The 17,493-nt window shown below is 64.5% G+C and carries 14 protein-coding genes; 1 reads left to right on the top strand and 13 read right to left on the bottom strand.

Annotated elements, in window-relative coordinates; all coding sequences use genetic code 11:
- Window positions 1–22 precede the first annotated feature (22 nt).
- From F9K07_RS13900 to F9K07_RS13845, 12 genes are all read right to left on the bottom strand, one after another.
- Complete coding sequence (locus F9K07_RS13900) at window positions 23–1,141, bottom strand: glycosyltransferase family 4 protein (RefSeq protein WP_159594000.1); 1,119 nt, start codon at window positions 1,139–1,141, stop codon at window positions 23–25.
- The gene (locus tag F9K07_RS13895; protein ID WP_159593999.1) at window positions 1,138–3,252 is read right to left on the bottom strand and encodes an NAD-dependent epimerase/dehydratase family protein; all 2,115 of its coding nucleotides are present in this window, start codon (window positions 3,250–3,252) and stop codon (window positions 1,138–1,140) included. The genes F9K07_RS13900 and F9K07_RS13895 overlap by 4 nt, the downstream gene beginning before the upstream one ends.
- A 48-nt stretch (window positions 3,253–3,300) precedes the next feature.
- Window positions 3,301–4,008 carry a class I SAM-dependent methyltransferase gene (locus F9K07_RS13890; RefSeq protein WP_159593998.1) on the bottom strand — a complete coding sequence of 236 codons (708 nt, stop codon included), beginning with the start codon at window positions 4,006–4,008 and terminating at the stop codon, window positions 3,301–3,303.
- A gap of 36 nt (window positions 4,009–4,044) precedes the next feature.
- Entirely contained in the window at window positions 4,045–5,952 is a 1,908-nt protein-coding gene (locus tag F9K07_RS13885; RefSeq protein WP_159593997.1) for an XrtA/PEP-CTERM system amidotransferase, read from the bottom strand.
- Between the two features lies 1 nt (window position 5,953).
- The gene (locus F9K07_RS13880; RefSeq protein WP_159593996.1) at window positions 5,954–7,177 is read right to left on the bottom strand and encodes a TIGR03087 family PEP-CTERM/XrtA system glycosyltransferase; all 1,224 of its coding nucleotides are present in this window, start codon (window positions 7,175–7,177) and stop codon (window positions 5,954–5,956) included.
- Window positions 7,178–7,197: 20 nt separating this feature from the next.
- Window positions 7,198–8,250 carry a FemAB family XrtA/PEP-CTERM system-associated protein gene (locus F9K07_RS13875; protein WP_159593995.1) on the bottom strand — a complete coding sequence of 351 codons (1,053 nt, stop codon included), beginning with the start codon at window positions 8,248–8,250 and terminating at the stop codon, window positions 7,198–7,200.
- Complete coding sequence (locus F9K07_RS13870; RefSeq protein WP_159593994.1) at window positions 8,243–9,109, bottom strand: XrtA system polysaccharide deacetylase; 867 nt, start codon at window positions 9,107–9,109, stop codon at window positions 8,243–8,245. Before F9K07_RS13870 ends, F9K07_RS13875 begins: the two co-directional genes overlap by 8 nt.
- Window positions 9,110–9,124: 15 nt before the next feature.
- On the bottom strand, window positions 9,125–10,249 hold the full coding sequence (locus F9K07_RS13865) for an XrtA/PEP-CTERM system-associated ATPase (protein WP_159593993.1): 1,125 nt from the start codon (window positions 10,247–10,249) through the stop codon (window positions 9,125–9,127).
- A gap of 3 nt (window positions 10,250–10,252) precedes the next feature.
- Window positions 10,253–11,839, bottom strand: a complete 1,587-nt coding sequence (locus F9K07_RS13860) for a TIGR03016 family PEP-CTERM system-associated outer membrane protein (RefSeq protein WP_159593992.1) — start codon at window positions 11,837–11,839, stop codon at window positions 10,253–10,255.
- Window positions 11,840–11,860: 21 nt separating this feature from the next.
- On the bottom strand, window positions 11,861–12,790 hold the full coding sequence (locus F9K07_RS13855) for an XrtA-associated tyrosine autokinase (RefSeq protein WP_159593991.1): 930 nt from the start codon (window positions 12,788–12,790) through the stop codon (window positions 11,861–11,863).
- Window positions 12,791–12,805: 15 nt separating this feature from the next.
- Complete coding sequence (locus F9K07_RS13850; RefSeq protein WP_159593990.1) at window positions 12,806–14,362, bottom strand: XrtA system polysaccharide chain length determinant; 1,557 nt, start codon at window positions 14,360–14,362, stop codon at window positions 12,806–12,808.
- Window positions 14,363–14,434: 72 nt separating this feature from the next.
- Window positions 14,435–15,070 carry an XrtA/PEP-CTERM system exopolysaccharide export protein gene (locus F9K07_RS13845; RefSeq protein ID WP_159593989.1) on the bottom strand — a complete coding sequence of 212 codons (636 nt, stop codon included), beginning with the start codon at window positions 15,068–15,070 and terminating at the stop codon, window positions 14,435–14,437.
- Window positions 15,071–15,330: 260 nt separating this feature from the next.
- Here F9K07_RS13845 and F9K07_RS13840 point away from each other — a divergent pair, with 260 nt between their 5' ends.
- Window positions 15,331–16,527, top strand: a complete 1,197-nt coding sequence (locus tag F9K07_RS13840; RefSeq protein ID WP_159593988.1) for an amino acid aminotransferase — start codon at window positions 15,331–15,333, stop codon at window positions 16,525–16,527.
- Between the two features lie 62 nt (window positions 16,528–16,589).
- On the opposite strand, the gene ygiD is transcribed toward F9K07_RS13840, so the two are convergent.
- On the bottom strand, window positions 16,590–17,465 hold the full coding sequence (ygiD, locus tag F9K07_RS13835; protein WP_159593987.1) for a 4,5-DOPA dioxygenase extradiol: 876 nt from the start codon (window positions 17,463–17,465) through the stop codon (window positions 16,590–16,592).
- Between the last annotated feature and the right edge of the window lie 28 nt (window positions 17,466–17,493).

Here is a 17,493-nt window from a genome sequence, read left to right as displayed (position 1 = left end):
AGAGAGTTGAAACGTGGCCCGGTCAAGCGGCGTTGAAGTTTGCGCCATCGAACACCTGCTTCCAATCGCTGAGCATGCGCGGTTTGGCGTAGGCGTTCATCACCTTCTCACGACCCGCTTGCGCCCAAGCCGGCCACAGGTGCAATTGTTCACAGGCACGGGTCAATGTGTCGCGCACCGCTGCGTCGTCGGGCGGGCACAGCGTCTGTGGTGAAACGTCGGCCAGCACGTCAGGCACGTCGCCCACGCGTGTGGCGACCACGGGCATGCCCGTGGCCATGGCTTCCAGCAGCGCGATGGGCAATTGCTCCGTGTCGGAGGTCAGCACGAACAGGTCGAAATCCCGCAAGCGCAACGACGGATCGGCCAGATAGCCCACGAACTCCACGTCCCGATCGACGTTCAGCTCGCGTGCGAGGGCCTGAAGATCGGCGCGCAGAGGTCCGTCGCCCACCAGGATCAGGCGCGCGGCACGCTGCGCCCGCAGGGCCGCGAATGCACGGATCAAGCGGGCAATGTTCTTCTCGGGCCGCAATCCCGCCACCGTCCCGATGCGGATGGGCCGCTGCGCGCCAGTCAGGTCTTCGACGATCCGCGCGGAGGGAATCTCCACACCGTTGGGAAGAAAACGAACCCGCCGGGGCGACAGCTTCCAGACCTCTTTGGCCACGCGCTCCAGGTTGCGGGACGCCACGACCACCGGCACACCGCGCCAACCCAGCAGGATGCGGCGCATCCAGACGCGGCGCGGCAATTGGCGCGTGGCTTCCTCAGGTCCGAAGCCATCTTCCACGTGCACCTGCGGCACGACGCCGGGCACATTGGCCGCGGACCATTCGATCGCACCCCAGTTGTACGACACCAGCAGATCGGGCCGCGTGCGCTGGAGCACGGCACGGAACGCGCCTCTGTTGGCCAGCGCCCCGCCCTTCTTCACATCGAGCTTCAGCGGTTGCCAGTTCACGCCCGGCTCCAGGCGCTCCCCGGCCTCGAAGCGGTTGTCCATGGCCGCGACGATGTGCCGGTATTCGGGCCCGAAGGCGTTGGCCAACTGGACAAACCGCGCCTGCGGGCCACCCAGGGTGAAGGTCGAAAACGCGTGCAGAAGCACGCGCTGGCGACGGCTGCCCGGCGGGTTCACACAGATCCTTTGCCCGCATGCACCGCCATGGCCTGGCGGTGGAACTCGGCCGCATCGGCCACGGGTTGCCACGCCAGATCGCTTTTGGCGTTGGCGCAGTCGATCCGGGCGAGCAGGCCGCGCGATACCAGATCGCGCTTGTAGGGCCGCGGTACCACGCGCCCCGTCAGGCGCTTGATCAACCACTTGCCCATCTCCGCCAGCCACAACCCGGTGGGCGACGAGGGGACGAACTGGAGCGGGCGCCCGATGGTGGAGGACAAATCGCGCAGGTATTCGCGTGCGCTGGGCCGCACGTCACCCACCAGGTTGTAGGCCCGCCCGGGTGCCGCTGGCGCAGCAAGCGCATGGGCAATGGCCGAGGCGCAATCACTGGCGAGCACCCAGGGCAAGGCGTTGCCGCCGTCGTTCCAGCCCACGCAATACTGGTCATTGTTGAAGAACCCCAATCCGCCATGGAAGGGCGAGGTGCCTGAACCGACGACGAGACCGGGACGCATCAGCACGATGGGGAAACCGGTCTTGCGGTGGATGTCCAGCAAGGCCATGTCGGCCAGCGCCTTGGCGCGGGCATAGTCGTTGCGGGTTTCCGGGCGCGGGTCGGGCGGTGTGTCGCCCGTGATCGTCTCGCCGGCATCGCCGAGATACAGGCTGGCGATGGAGCCGACGTGCACGAGCCTCTGCACGCCAGCGGCCCGGCACAACTCGGCCACCAGGGTGGCCGAATCGACCATGGCGGCGCGAATGGCCTCGAAATTGGGACCACCACCGCCATGCGCCAGGTTGATCACATACGGTGCGCCCGTGATAGCCCGCTCGAGATCGGCGCGGTTCTTCACGTCACCTCGCACCAGCTCCACACCGGGGCGGCTGAACACCTGTTGCAGATTGGTGATGCCACGCGCCATCACACGCACGCGGTAGCCTTTGTCGAGCAGCGCCGCCACGGTGTACGAACCGATGAAACCCGTGCCGCCCAGCACGGTCACGAGTTCGCCGGCAGGCGCTGCTTGTGGCACGGTCTCGTGCACCGCGCGTTGTGGCAGTGGCTTGAAGGCCGCCGCCATCTGCTCGCACACCCACACGAGTTCCGCGCCGAAGTCCAGATCGATCCGGGGTTTGCCCTGTGCTTGAAGCTCCGTATAAAAGGCCTGCAGACTGCCCTTCATGCCGAGGTAGAAAGCATCGGAGCGCGGGCGCAGCTTGGCCATGGCCAGAACGTAGTCGCGCAGCACGCCAAAGCCCTGCGATGCCACCTGTCGGCCCGTGGCACGCGCCGAGAGCCAGGCGTCCACGGGCTCCATGTAGGCGGTGCGCTGCACGGTGTGGAACTGGTTGGCGAACATGTCAGCCACGGCCACGCCGTCGTCACACACCACGGTCATGCGGCAGACCGTGAACTCGGCGCCCACATGAAACCGCATGTGCGCCGGCATGCGCTCGCACAGCAGCGACACCTGGCACGCGTTGTGCAAGCCGACACCCGGCGAGATTTCCACGGGTTCCTCGGCCAGCACGGAGAGTTCGCGCACGGCCCCTGCCAGATCCCGGATCTGAGACAACGGGTGCACGGCCTGTTCCAGCAGGATGTTCAGGGGCTTGCGGAACATCCAATGGCCAAACTGCCGGGCGGCCAACTGGCGCAGCGGGACTTCGTAGATGTAGTCGAGGTAACGTGGCTTGCCCAGGCGCCCTGAAGCAATCGTTTCCTTGAGCTTCACGTAAGCCGGATTGAACACCAGGTTCTGGTTCACACCGATCACGGCCCCAGAAGCGGCGGCCATCTCCCGCAGCGCATCGCATTCGGCACTGCTCACACCGACCGGTTTTTCCAGCAAGACCTTCTTGCCCGCCCGCACGAACGGTTCGGCGCTGCTCAGATGGAAATCCGGCGGCGTCAGCACGTGCACGCTGTCGAGTTCGTCGATGTTCATCTCCTGCAGCGAATCGCAGGCGTGGCGCGCACCGAACTCCCGGGCCAAGGCCTGCGCTGCGTGCAGATTCACGTCGAAGACGCAGGACAGCTCGGTCTGTCCCAGTTCGCGCAGCGCGGCCGCGTGTGTCTTGGCGATGTTTCCCGCCCCCACCAATCCAACCTTGAGCTTGTTCACAATCATTCCGATAAAGAAAAAAACAAACGGAGACGGCTGCGTCCCGGATCAGGTCTTCTGCAGCGTGACCAGGATCCAGCCTCTCAAGTACTTCAACACCGGCACCGCGGACGTCACCCGCTCATAGGCAACCCCGACCAGAAACAATGCCGCGTTGAACATGAAGTAGTTGGGGTACTGGTTCAGGTAGTCGAAGCTGTGCACGCGAAACCCTGCACCCTGTGCAAGGCGGTCCACTGCCGAGCGCGAGTTGGTCTTGTAGGCAGTCGGAAACGTGTCCTCCTCCGCGCGGCCTTCCACCTTGTTCACGATGCGTGCGTGGAAGCGGTTGGGCACGATGCGCGCAATCGCCGTGCCGTAATCCCAGATGTTGGCCGTGAGGAAGATCAGTTTGCCTCCGGGCTTGAGCACACGGTGCATCTCGCGATAGACGCTGACCGGGTCGACCAGGTGCTCGAACACCGAGCGCGAGATGATCAGGTCGACAGAGGCATCCTCCACGGGCAAATTCGCCAGATCTGCCTGGTGGTATTCGATGCCAGCGGCCACGTCGCGAGGGTCCACCAGATCGACGCCAATCAACCGCGTGGCGATGTCCGAGTACTTGCGCAACACGGGTGCGGTGCGACCGCATCCCGCATCCAGCAGCACGCCACCCGGTGGAAGATGGACTTCTGCGAGCTTTTCGAACGTCATGTACGGATGCTCATGCCGTTGGTAGAAGCGGTCTTTGAATTTCTGTGCCAGCCTGGTCATGAGGATCCTCTGCGTAAATGCAAGCGCACCACCCCGTCACGCACCCGGCGCGTTCTCGCGAACACGCAGGAAGGCGTCAAACATCATCAGCATCCACAAGGGCGTGGAATGGTCGCGAACGCCACGCGAATGCTCTTCGACGAGCGTACGCAGACAAGCCGGGTCGAAATAGCCGCATTGGGCCAGACGATCGCCCAACACGGTCTTTCGCATGCGATCGGCCAGTGGACCTCGCAACCATTTCGCCAGCGGCACCGAAAAGCCCATCTTGGGCCGGTACAGCACGTCGTGCGGCAGCAGCGGTTCGAACGCCTTCTTGAACACGGCCTTGCCCTCCCCGCCCTGGACCTTCAGGTCACTGGGCAGCGTGGCCAGCCATTCGATCAGTTTGTGGTCCATCAGCGGCTCGCGCACTTCCAGCGAGTGCGCCATGGCCGCGCGGTCGACCTTGGTGTTGATGTCACCCACCAGCCAGGTCTTGTAGTCCAGGTACTGAACAAGGGCCAGGGGGTCGTCTGTCTGCGCCTGATGCGCGTGTCGGCGAAACACTTCGAGCGAGCAGTAGCCGCCCAATTGGCGTTTGAACGTGGAGGAAAACAGGCGCTCGCGCTGGTCGGCGCGCAGGTGCGACATGCTGTGGTGGTACGCCTCCACGCTGTCCATGGCCATGGCCTGGAAGGTGGTCTTCGCACGGAACATGCGCGGCGCCCAATCCGCCTTGGGGTAGATCTGGCCGAGCGCACCGAACAAGGGGCGGCGCACGCCATGCGGCAAGCGGTTGCGCACACGCTCTTCGCCCAGGTGCATGCGGTAGCGCCGGTAGCCGCCCAGGCTTTCGTCGCCGCCGTCGCCCGACAGTGCCACGGTCACGTGCTTGCGCGCCATTTCGCAGACGCGGTAAGTCGGGATGGCGGAGCTGTCGGCATAGGGCTCGTCGTACAGCCAGGCCAAGGTGTCGATCAGGTCGAAGTCGTCGCTCTTGACGATCTCCAGCCGGTGATCGGTCTGGTACCGGTCGGCCACCTGCTGGGCGAATTCGGACTCGTTGAAGCGCGGATCGTCAAAGCCGATGGCGCAGGTGTGCACCGGCGTGTCGGAAAGCCCCGCCATGGTGGCGACCACCGCGCTCGAATCGACGCCACCCGAGAGGAATGCGCCCAGTGGCACATCGGCGATCAGGCGCAGCTTGACCGACTCGCGCACGCGCTCGCGCAACTCGGCTTGGGCATCGGCCTGGTCGATCGGGTTGTCGTTGGTGAACTGAACGTCCCAGTACGGCACCGGCTCGGGCTGATCGGCTTCGCCACGGCGCAGCAACAGGGTGTGCGCAGGCGGCAGCTTGCGGGCATTGCGGTAGATGCAGCGCGGGTCCGGCACGTAGCCGAACGTGAAGTAGTCCTCCACGGCCAGCGGGTCGATGTCGCGCACGAAGGCGGGATGAGCCGTGACCACCTTGAGCTCGGAGCCGAAGATGAACGTACCGTCGGGCAGCCAGGCGTAGTGCATGGGCTTGACGCCCATGCGGTCGCGCGCAAGGAACAGCGTCTGCTGCCTGCGGTCCCAGATCGCGAAAGCGAACATGCCACGCAGCCGGTGCACGCAGGCGGTGCCCCAGGCCGAGTACGCGTGCACGATCACCTCGGTGTCGCTGCGCGTGCGGAACAGGTAGCCCAGGGCCTTGAGTTCGGGCACGAGTTCCTGGAAGTTGTAGATCTCGCCGTTGAACACGATGCCCACACTGCCATCGGCATTGAACTGCGGCTGCTGGCCTGTGGCCAGGTCGATCACCGAGAGCCGGCGGTGGCCCAGCGCCAGGCCGGGTTCGAGGTGCAGGTCGTCTTCGTCCGGGCCCCGGTGGGCCTGGATGTTGTTGATGCGTGCGGCCAGGGCGCGATCGTAGTCACGCAGGCCCATGGTGTCGAACATGCCGGAGATGCCGCACATGTCAGTGCACCTCCTGCGCGCGGGTCTGAGGTAGGTCCAGGCAGGCGTCTATGCCGCTCAGGTGCGCCTGCCAGCTGAACTGCTGCAGTACGAAGCGGCGGGCCTCCCGGCCCCGCTCGGCCGCCCGCTCGGGGGCATCGAGCAATGCCTGCAGCGCCTGCAGGAAACCGTCGGCATCGTCGGCGCGCAACAGGCCCTGCTCGGCTGTGGCGCCAATGGCGTCGGCACACGATGGCACGGTGATCACCGCCTGCTCCATGGCCATGGCCTCGAGAATCTTGTTCTGGATGCCGCGCGCCACCCGCAATGGCGCAACCACCGCCGCGGCGTGCTGCAGGTAGGGCCGCACGTCGGGCACGGTGCCGGTGACCACCACATGCTCACCCGCCAAGGCCTGCACCTGCGGTGAGGGGCTGCGGCCCACGATGTAGAAGCGCGCGTTCGGCCAGTGGGCGCGCAGGCGCGGCAGCATGTCGGCCACGAACCAGCTCACGCCGTCGATGTTGGGCCAGTAGTCCATTGCGCCGGTGAACACCACGGCCCGCTCGCCCGGCGCAAACGGGTTTTCGCGCGCCGGGTCGGGCGCGAAGAAATCGGCGTCGACGCCGTTGCTCAGCGGCTGCACGCGGCCCTCGGCCTCGGGGGCCTGGGAAACGAACAAGGCGGTCTCGTTGGGCGTGACGAAGAACGAGCGGCGGGCCTGTTGCGCCACTTCGCGCTCATAGGCCAGCAGCCGTTCGCCTTCGCGTCGGTACACCGCCGACATGGGCCAGCGGTGCGCCGGGGCGTACTGCGTCCACTTGGCCGAATCGACGTCGACGAAATCGACCAGCATCGGCACCTGCGGCGCCAGCGGCTGCGCGTACTGCGCCATGGCCGAGGAAAACACCACGCTCGCCTGCAAGGTGTGCGCCCGTCCCACCTGCTCCACCCAGCGCCGCATGCCGGCGTTGCGGTAGTAGGTGAGCGACAAGGCTTCACCGCGCAGCAAGCCGGTGGCGCTCAGCAGCTTGGCGGTGCGGGGCTGGATGCGTTCGACGTGCAGATCGGGGCACATGGCCTTGAGCACGGGCAGGTGCTGCGCGTCATCCGGGTCGTCGATGAAGGTGCCCAGGAACACCCGGTGCTTCTGCAGTAGGTGGCGCAGCAAGTGGTACGAGCGCACCTTGTCGCCTTTGTTGGGCGGGTAAGGCAGGCGGTGAACGAGGTACAGCAGGTTGGCCATGGTGCGCGTCGGAGGTGGCCTTAGCCGAGATTGCGCACGATGAAAGGGCCCAGCCAGTTCGCCACGCCAATGGGCAACCTGCGCCAGGTCGCGATCAGCAGTTTGTATTTCGCGTTGGCCGGGTTGTTCTGCGGAATGCTCTCGCGCTTGTACAGGCGGTATTCGTAGTGCAGGGGCGTGGGCTCGAAGCCCCAGTTCTTCTTGAACGCATACGGGCCGGTGCCCTCCTTGCTGCGCCCGTAGTCGAACACCTTGAGCCCGCGGGCGCAGGCCAGGCGCAGGAGCTCCCAGTACTTGAAGTCGTTGGCGGCCAGATCGCGCGCGGCCTCGTCGTCGCCGGCGTAATACGGCAGGACCTCGTCGCGGAAATAGAAACTGAGCACGCTGGACAATGGGCGGCCCTGGGCCGAGCACACGGTCAGCACCTCGCAATCCGCGCCAAAGGTCTTGAGCAGGGTCTCGAAGTAGCGCTTGGGCATGGCCGGTGTGCCGTGCCGGTGCACGTTGTCCGCGTACATCGCGAAGAAGCGCTCGGCATCCGTATCGATGTGCGAGCTCAGGCCGTTCTTGATGCCCTTGCGCACCATGGCGCGCTGCTTGCGCGGGATGGCCAGCATGTTGTCCTCTTCCTTGGGCAGGATGGCCTTGCGGAAGGTGACGTAGAGCTCCTGCACCGGCCAGTCATCATGCCGGCGCTCGATGTGGCGCAGCTCCAGGTGGTCGGTGCCCAGTTCGACCGCCAGGCGTTGCGCCTCGGCCTCCAGGGCCGCCGCAGCCTCGGGCGTTGCGGCCGCGGTGCCGCCATACACGGCAAACGGCAGACCGGTGAGCGCGTTGCCGAACAGGCGGCTGTTCACATGCGCCAGTGGCAGCACGCCCTGAATGTCACCGTCCGCCTCCACATAGAGGAAGTACGTGTCGTGGCGAAAGACGTCGCGAATGACGGTTTGCCAGCCCGCCCGGTGGAAAAAGGTGGCTTGCGGTTGCGCGAGCACAAAGGCGTCCCAGCGCGCGACCTGATCGGGTCGGGTGCTGTCGAGACGATGGAGGCGCAGGACGGTCGGATCAGACAACGCTCGCCCCCTGCACACGATCGTTCAGGAAAATCTGGTCCATGCGCCCCCATGGGAAATCGTCCAGCAGGCGCGCCAGGCGCTGTTCGGTCCGTCCGATGTTGACGTAGTGGCGAAAGCGTGTCTTGAGGTCGATACCATCCACCCGCGGTTGACCTGGGTCGATCTCCCAGGGGTGGAAGTAGAAGATGGCGGACTGCGCGTCGCGCTGGTTGACCTGCCGCAGCATCCAGCGCGACAGGGAATAAGGCATCAGGCGGAAATAGCCGCCGCCGCTGGACGGCAGGTTGCGGTTGAACAGGCGCAGCGTGGTCGGCGGTACCTCCAGCAGGCCTTCACGCGCCTGGTAGGCGAAGCGCGGCGCATCGGGCATGCCGTAGTGGTCGTGCTTGACGGGGTAGATGCTGGAGCTGTAGCGGTAGCCCGCACGCAGCAAGGTGTCCAGCGCCCAGAGGTTGCCCGCGCCGATCGAGAAACTCGGCGCCCGGTAGCCGAGCACCTGCTGGCCGCCGATGTCTTCGAGCAGGCCTTTGGCGCGCGTGATGTCCTCAAAGAACGCTGGCTCCGACAGATCGCTCACCCGCTGATGGCCATAACCGTGGCTGGCCAGCTCATGGCCTTCGCGCACGATGCGCCTGACCATGTCGGGGTAGCGCTCGGCCACCCAGCCCAGGGTGAAGAAGGTGGCGCGGGTCTGCTTGACCGCCAGCAACTGCAGAATGCGGTCGATGTTGTGTTCGACGCGGCATTCGCGCTGGTCCCATTCGGCGCGCTCGATGTAGGGCGCCATGGCCGAGACCTGGAAATAGTCTTCGACGTCGATGGTCAGCGCATTGGTAATGGGTGTGCTGGATGCCATAAAACCCCCGATGGATCAGCTGCTGCTGCCGTTGTTGCGGGATTTGCGGGTGGCGGCGACGATCTTCTTCAAGGCGCTCAGGATTTCCAGGCTCACCCGCTCCTGCCGCAACACGCTGCGCTCCATACGCAGCAAACGGGTGCTCAGCTGTTCGGCCGACACGCGGGTCAGTTCCTCGCCGATGCCATCCACCAACGACGGATCCAGGTCCAGGTCTTCCGAACCAATGCCATCGGCCAGCGATGAGCGCAGCTCGCTGCCCTCGCCGGCCTTGGGCAGATGCGCCCAGCGGTCGTCCTCGGCTGCCGGCGCCTGCGGCAGCGGGACGGCGCTTTCTGCGTGCATCTCCGCAACCACCTCGTTGAGCGCGTCCACGGTGAGCGTGGTCGCTTCGAGGAGGTAGCCCTGCAGCAGCAAGCGATCGCACAAGGTGTTGATGCGTCTGGGAATGCCACCGCTGTGATGGAAGATGCCTGCAAACACGCCCGGCTCGAACACAGGCTTGTCGGTGCCACCGGCGCACTTGATGCGGTGCTCGATGTAGGCACGGGTGTCTTCTTCGTCCAGCGGCCCCAGGTGGCAGCGCGCCGTGACCCGCTGGCGCAATTGCAACATACCCGGGCCTTGCAGAATGTTGCGGAACTCGGGTTGGCCCACCAGGAACGTCTGCAACAGGGCCTGCTCGCCAAACTGGAAGTTGGAGAGCATGCGCAACTCCTCGACCGCCTGCGGCTGCAGGTTCTGTGCTTCGTCGACGATCAGGAGGCAACGCTTGCCCTGCGTGGTCTGCGTGATGAAAAAGGCTTCGAGTGCCATCAGCATGTCGGCCTTGCCGGCGCCACGCACCGCCACGCCGAAAGCCGCGCACACCAGCTTGAGCGCATCGTCGGCGCCCAGTTGTGTGCTCACCAGATGCGCGGCCACCACCGAGCCGTTTTCCAGGCTGTCGAGCAGGTCGCGCACGATGGTGGTCTTGCCCGCTCCGACCTCGCCGGTGATGACAATGAAACCCTCTCCACGCATGACGCCATAGACCAGGTACGAACGTGCGCGCCGGTGCGGCTTGCTGCTGTAATAGAAACGCGGATCGGGATTGAGTTGAAAGGGTTTGCTGGTCAACCCGTAATAGGCTTCGTACATGAATCAGAACCGGTACGTGATGACACCCAGCACGGAGGTTTCCTTGTAGGGCGAGGGGCCATCGAAGTTCGAATGCCGCAATTGCAGGGAGGCGCTTGTGCGCTGGGCCAGACGCGTGGTCATCCCCAGCGTAAAGGTCTTGAGGGTGTAGCGCATCCCGGTGTTGATACCCTCGGCGCTCTGCCTGACGAAGCCGGCATTGATCGAGGTGAGGGGCGTGAGACGGTGGGCGTACGTGATGCGCCAGGCCTTTTCGCGGATGTCGGACGCCATGCCGAAATCGTCGATCAGCGCGATCGCGGCACCCAGGCGGCGCGCCGTGTTGCGTGAAACGGCAACGATGAGCGCATTTCGCGGATCGGTGAGCGCAAGCGACAGTTCCTGGATGCGCTGCACGGTGGCTCTTGACGTCAGGTAGCCGCCCGAAACGGGATAGTCTGCGGGCAAACCCAGACGCTGCAGTTCGGCATTCACCTGCTGAGCTCTCAGCACAGGATCGCTCTCTGTCGAAAGCGCATCGAGCAGGCTGTAGATGGAACCGCGGTCGCCCACAACGCCGTCAAGCGGTGTGGTCAACACATCGCGCGCGTCCGTGTAGCGCCAGATCGTGCGCCGGCCGCGGTACTCGAACTCGACGTTGTGGCCGTTGCCGAAAAACCGCCGGTTCCCTTCCAGCACCAGTCGCATGCGCTCGGTCGGTTGCCATTGCAACCCCAACCCGGTCTCGCTGTACGACTTCTTCTCGGGCGTGAGCAAATCGTTGGACTCGACGCCCGCCAGGGCCGAGAGCGTGACTGTGGATGTCACCGGGTAGAACAGGCGGCCGTTGAGTTCGTCCAGGGTTTGCGACGATCCCAGTGAATAGTCGAGCTCGGTGCGCCCCGCTTCCACGGTCCAGTACAGCGCCCGCCCCTCGGTCTGCCGACTCAGGCGCGCGCGCGTGCTCTTGCTTGTGCTGTCGGAGCGCAACGTCGTGTCCGTGCGGTTCTGCTGCCAACCGTAGCGCAGCTCGTAGTCCAGGCTACCGGGCAGCTCGCCCCGCAAATACGGCGAGAAGTAGAAGCTGGACGTTTCAGACAGGTTGCCGTTGCCCACCAGATTGACTTCCGGCGACTCGAACGCGGAGATGGGTTGCTGGCCAATGAGGCCGGCAAAGTCGATGAACGCGCGGTTGTCCCAGGCCATGAACGTGCCATTGGTGTTCAAGGCCTGCTGGATGTTGTCTCCCGCGGTGCGTTGTGCGTCGTAAATGGCGCGCACGGAGTAATCGAGAAAGCCCTTGAGCCTGCCGCTGTTGAACACGAGGCCCACGCCCGGACTGATTTCCGTGATCTGTTCCGATTCGCGCGTCTGGCCCGGCCCCGCCAGATTTCCGTTGTTGGAAAAGCCCTGCGAGAACGAAATGCGCGGCACCAGCCAGAAACTCGGTGGCGGCCCCGTGGGCGTTTCGACCTCGGCCACATCCTGCGTCGCTGGCAACTCCTGCGCGTCGACGGCAACGTGCAACGACAGCACCAGCAGCCCGGACATGGCGCGCGCCAGCGCAGAAGCCCGCAGGGCCATCGGGCGGGTGAACGATCTACTTGTCACTCGATCTCCTCCCTGAACGCTTCATGCCGCGACTGCGTCGGACGCAGTCGATTTCCTCGGAGCGCCGTGCCCATAGCCGTAGCCATAGCCATGCGCCTCCTGGTCACCACCGTGCACCTGGTTGAGCACCATCAGCTTGATGGGGCAGGACTCGATGGTGGTCAGCGCATGCTTGACCTGGGACTGCAAGGTCTTCTCCGCCTGCACCACCATCACGATCTGACCCATGTGCGTGGCGAGCACACGGGATTCCGTGGTGAGCAGCAACGGCGGTGAATCGAAAATGATGATGCGGTCCGGGTAGCGGTGCCCCATCTCCTCAATCAATCGGGTCATCGCATCGCTGGCCAGGAGTTCGGTCGCGCGCGGATGGGGCGTGCCGCTGGGCAGCAGGCTCAGCTTGTCAACATTGGTCCGCAACAAGGTGTCGGACATTTCGATCTTGTCGTTGGTCAGAAGATCGAGAAGACCCGGCCCCTGAGGCAGGCCCAACGTCTTCATGATGGAGGGACGGGATACATCGGCATCGACCAGCAAGACGGTGTAGTCCAATTCCATGGCGATGCTCATGGCCAGGTTGATCGCCGTGAAGCTCTTGCCTTCGCCCGGCATGGCACTGGTCACCATGATGCGATTGCCGTGGGCGACAGCCGACGCACCCTTGCCCGTGGCATTGGCAATCAAAGGTCTCTTGATCACCCGATACTGATCGGCGATCACGGCCCGCGGCGCATTCGAGGTCACGAATCCCAGTTCGGTCAGTGCAGCCAGATCCAGACGCACCGTCTTGGAAACGGTCTTGGGCGGCTCGCTGGGCGGCACCGACGGCGCGGCTGCGGGTGCCGCAGCCTTTGCCGCAGTGGCAGGCGCATCGGCGGCAGGCGGCACATCGGCACCGGCCTGTCGCAGTTGTTCTAGTCGCTGGGCTGCTTTTTCAATCAGGCTGGACATGTATTCGACTCCCCTTCAAAGGCTCGAGTGGTACGACAGCGCCGCCATACCCAAAAGGAACAACACGACCAGCGTCAGGATCGCCATCAGAAACCGCCGAAGGCTTCGAGACTCGCGTCGGCGCATGGTGTCGTTCTTCACCAGGGTCACAACCCCCAGCAAGGGCAGTTCGGTAGCGCCACGCAAGGCCGATGCATCGAAAAACACGGGGCGCAACTGGCTCACCAGGAAGGTCACGCCAATACCCGCTCCCAAGGCGGCGATCAAAGCCACCGGCAACAGCAGCGCGCGGTTCGGCGCCACAGGCTTGCGAGACACCTGAGGCGGCTCGACGACCCGGAAATCGGCCAGGCTGGAGGTGCTCTCCAGCTCACCGCTCATGAGCACAGTCTCGCGGCGTGAGACCAGATCCTGGTAGTTCTTGCGGTGGACTTCATAGTCGCGGTTGAGCTGCGCGAGCTCGGCCTCCATCTGCGGCGCCACCTTCATCTGTTCACGCAGTCGGGCTGCACGGCTCTCGTACTCGCTTACGCGGGCACGCAGCGAGGCCACCTGCACTTCGGCCGACGCCAAGGTGCGTGACATCTCGACAAAGGCCGGATTGCTGCCGATCACGGGCGTGCTCGGCGAAGCGGCCGCCGCACGGCGCATTTCCGCGATCTCGCGGCGCTTCTGATCTTCCAGTTCCCTGATCAGCTTGCGTGTGTTCAACACGTCCGGGTGCTGCTCGGTGAACCGCTGCAGCAGCCCGTCGAGGCTGCGCTTGAGCGCATCCAGCCGCGAATCGAGTTCGGGCGTTGCGAAGCTGGACAAGGCTCCGTCGGGCGCCGAGCGCGCCATCTCGCGCGCTTTCTCCAGTTGCACGCGGGCTGCTTCGCGGGCGCTCTCGGCCTCGCGCAGCTCCAGGCGCGCTTGGCTCAAGGTGCTGAGCATTTCGGCCATGCGCGCAGCGACATCCGGTCCACCGGCGGCCTGCATGTCCAGGTTGCGCAGGCGAAACTCCTTGACACGGGCTTCCGCCTCGGAGAGTTTCTGCTCGTAGTTCTTGATCTGTTCTTCGATGAAGCGGCGGGCACTGTCCGAGTCCGCACCCGAAGCGCCCTTGGCCGACTCGACGAAGATGGTCAACAAGGACTTCACCACTTCCAGCGAACGCTCGGGGTTCTCATCGCGGTACGACAGTGTGTACAGGTTGTCCCGTCCCGTCGAGCGGATGGCGAGCGATTTCGACAGGTTCGCGTACAAGGCATCGCGCTCGGCCTTGGTCTGGCCGGGCGTTTCCAGATTGGCCATCTGGATGAGTTTCTCCACCGTGGGGCGGTTGATCAGGGTACGGCTGAGCATGGCCACTTGCTGCTCGACATCGGGCTGGATCGCCAACCCAGCCATCAGCGGCCGCAGGATCGACTGCGTGTCCACATAGACCCGCGAAGAAGCTTCATAGCGATCGGGGATCATCAGCACCCCAGCAGCGCCGATGGCGGCCACGATCCACGCGATCAGCACGCCCATCCGGCGGTACTTCCACATGCCCCGCAGGGTGGTGGCGATTTGGTTCAGGAGATCATGCATGCGCGAATCTGTGTGTGACAGCGAAGGAAGGGCGGGTCGCCAGACCAGCCCACGTGCCCATCCGAAGGCCGCTTAGAACCAGCCTTGCGGGATGATGAGAATGTCGCCCGGCAGCATTTCCACGTTCGCGGAAATGTCACCGCGCTTGACCAGATCCTGCAGCCGCACGCTGTAGCGCTTGTTGTTTTCGGAGGCGCGCACAATCGTGGCCTTGTTACCTGCAGCGAAATCGGTGAGGCCGCCGACCGCAATCATCACGTCCATCACCGTCATCTTCTGCTTATAGGGCAGGAACTGCGGTTTGGTCGCCTCACCCACCACACGGATCTGCTCGCTGTAGGGCCCCACGAAATTGGTCACGATCACGGTAACGACCGGGTCGCGAACGAATTTGCCCAGAGCCTTCTCGATGTCGCGGGCGATTTCCGAGGACGTCTTGCCTTGCGCCATCAGCTCATCGACAAGTGGTGCGGAAACCTTGCCATCGGGACGGACCGGGACCGTCAATGAAAGCTCGGGATTGCGCCACACAGTGATGTTGAGCGTGTCACCAGGCCCCACGAGGTAGGCATAGGCAGAGGTGCTCGCCACGACGGGCGCCGCAGGCAAATTGCCCGTGCTGGCGCAACCACTCAAACCCAGCAGCAACGCGCCCGCAGATGCAGCGGTGGCAAGAGCACGAAGAAGACCCGACGTATGTTTTCGCATGACCCATTTCCTCCTAAACGCGGCGAAATGTTAATAAAAGTTAATTCCCTTTTGAATATAACCCAGAGCTCCTCGCCGACGCGCTCCAGACCCTGGGCGAGCATCGCACAACATCGTGCCGAGTATGCGGAAGCACACGGATGAGGACAAAAAATACAGCCTACGAAGCATTGACACGGCGCGATGCGGGCGGACGAAAGCGCGCAAGGCGCGACGCTAAAATGCCAGCTGCTTTCGCCCTCAACCCCAGGAACCCCAGCATGTCCCTCTTCTCCGCCGTCGAAATGGCGCCGCGCGACCCGATTCTGGGTCTGAACGAACAGTTTGCCGCCGATGCCAACCCCAACAAAGTCAATCTTGGCGTCGGTGTGTATTTCGACGACAACGGCAAACTGCCCTTGCTGCAATGTGTGCAGGCCGCCGAGAAGACCATGATGGACAAGCCCGCCGCGCGGGGCTACCTGCCCATCGACGGCATCGCCGCGTACGACGCGGCGGTCAAGAGCCTGGTGTTCGGCTCGGAGTCCGAGCCCGTGAAATCGGGACGCGTCGCCACCGTGCAGGCCATTGGCGGTACGGGCGGCCTCAAGATCGGGGCCGACTTCCTCAAGCGGCTGAACCCCGAGGCAACGGTGCTGATCAGCGATCCGAGCTGGGAGAACCACCGCGCCCTGTTCACCAACGCCGGCTTCAAGGTCGACACCTACGCCTACTACGACGCCGACAAGCGCGGCGTCAATTTCGAGGGCATGCTGGCCAGCCTGAACGCGGCCGCGGCCGGCAGCATCGCCGTCCTGCATGCCTGCTGCCACAACCCGACCGGCTACGACATCACGCCTGCGCAGTGGGACCAGGTCATTGCCGTCGTCAAGGCCCGCGGCCTGACGCCCTTCCTCGACATGGCCTACCAGGGCTTCGGCCATGGTATTGCCGAAGACGGCGCCGTCATCGGCAAGTTCGTCGCCGCCGGCCTCACCTTCTTCGTCTCCACCTCCTTCTCCAAGAGCTTCAGCCTGTATGGCGAACGCGTGGGCGCGCTGTCGGTGCTGTGCGAGAACGCCGAAGAAGCCTCGCGCGTGCTGTCGCAGCTCAAGATCGTGATCCGCACCAACTACTCCAACCCGCCCATCCATGGCGGCGCGGTGGTGGCCGCGGTGCTGAACAACCCCGAGTTGCGCGCCGTCTGGGAAAAGGAACTGGGCGAGATGCGCGTGCGCATCAAGGCCATGCGCCAGAAGCTGGTGGACGGCCTCAAGGCTGCGGGCGTGAAACAGGACATGGGCTTCATCACCAGCCAGATCGGCATGTTCAGCTACTCCGGCCTGAGCAAAGACCAGATGGTGCGCCTGCGCAGCGAGTTCGGCGTGTACGGCACGGACACCGGCCGCATGTGCGTAGCCGCGCTCAACAGCAAGAACATCGACTACGTCTGCCAGGCCATCGCCAAGGTGGTCTGACACCGCCGGGCGGGATCGAAAAAAGCCGCTCACCGAGCGGCTTTTTCATGGGCGCGTGGCGTTCAGGACCAGAGCACGGAGCGCATCGAAATCGATGCGCCCTGAAAGCCATCGTTGAAGAACCGGGGGGTTTCGTCCACACCAGCGGCCCCGGCCGCGTAGAGCAGCGGCAAATAGTGCTCCCAGCTCGGGTGGGCCATCTGGGCCAGCGCGCCGAGCTGCTGAAAATCGTTCAAAGCCTCCAGCCGGCCCTGCGCGATGTGCTCGGCCGTGATCCGGTCGAATTCGATCGCCCAATCGTAGGCCTGGTTGTCGGCGGCATCGCGGCGCATGGTGCGCAGGTTGTGCACGATGTTGCCGCTGCCCACGATCAACACGCCGCGCTCGCGCAGTTGCGCCAATTGACGGCCGACGGCGAAGTGCTCGGCGGCGGGCCGCCGATAGTCCATGCTCAACTGGATCACCGGGATGTCTGCGTCGGGAAACATGGGCTTGAGGACCGACCAGGCGCCGTGGTCCAACCCCCAGGCATCGCCATCCAGATCGAGCCCGCGGCCCGAGTCGGGCTGCTTTACCGCCGCACCAATCGCACGCGCCATGTCGGGCGAGCCGGGCGCTGGGTACTGCTGGTCGAACAAGGCCTGCGGAAAGCCGCCGAAGTCGTGGATGGTGGGTGGCTGGGCCATGGCGGTGAGCTGCCATCCGGGCGTGAGCCAATGCGCCGAAATGCAAAGAATCAGCTTCGGGGTGTTGCCAAGGGAGCGCAGTTCGTCGCCCAGAGACACCCAGCTGCGCCGCCAGCGGTTGTCTTCGATGGCATTCATGGGACTGCCGTGCCCCAGGAAGATCGCGGGCAGGCGCTCGGTGACCGGTAGAAGGCCGGCGAGATCGGCGAGCGGCTGGTCGGCAGCAACGGGGGTGGTGGGGATTTGGGTCATATAGGTCTTGAAGGCTCTGGCGGATTCT

It is taken from the genome of Hydrogenophaga sp. BPS33, assembly GCF_009859475.1.
GTDB lineage: Bacteria > Pseudomonadota > Gammaproteobacteria > Burkholderiales > Burkholderiaceae_C > Hydrogenophaga.
This window is presented reverse-complemented; position numbering and strand designations above follow the sequence as displayed.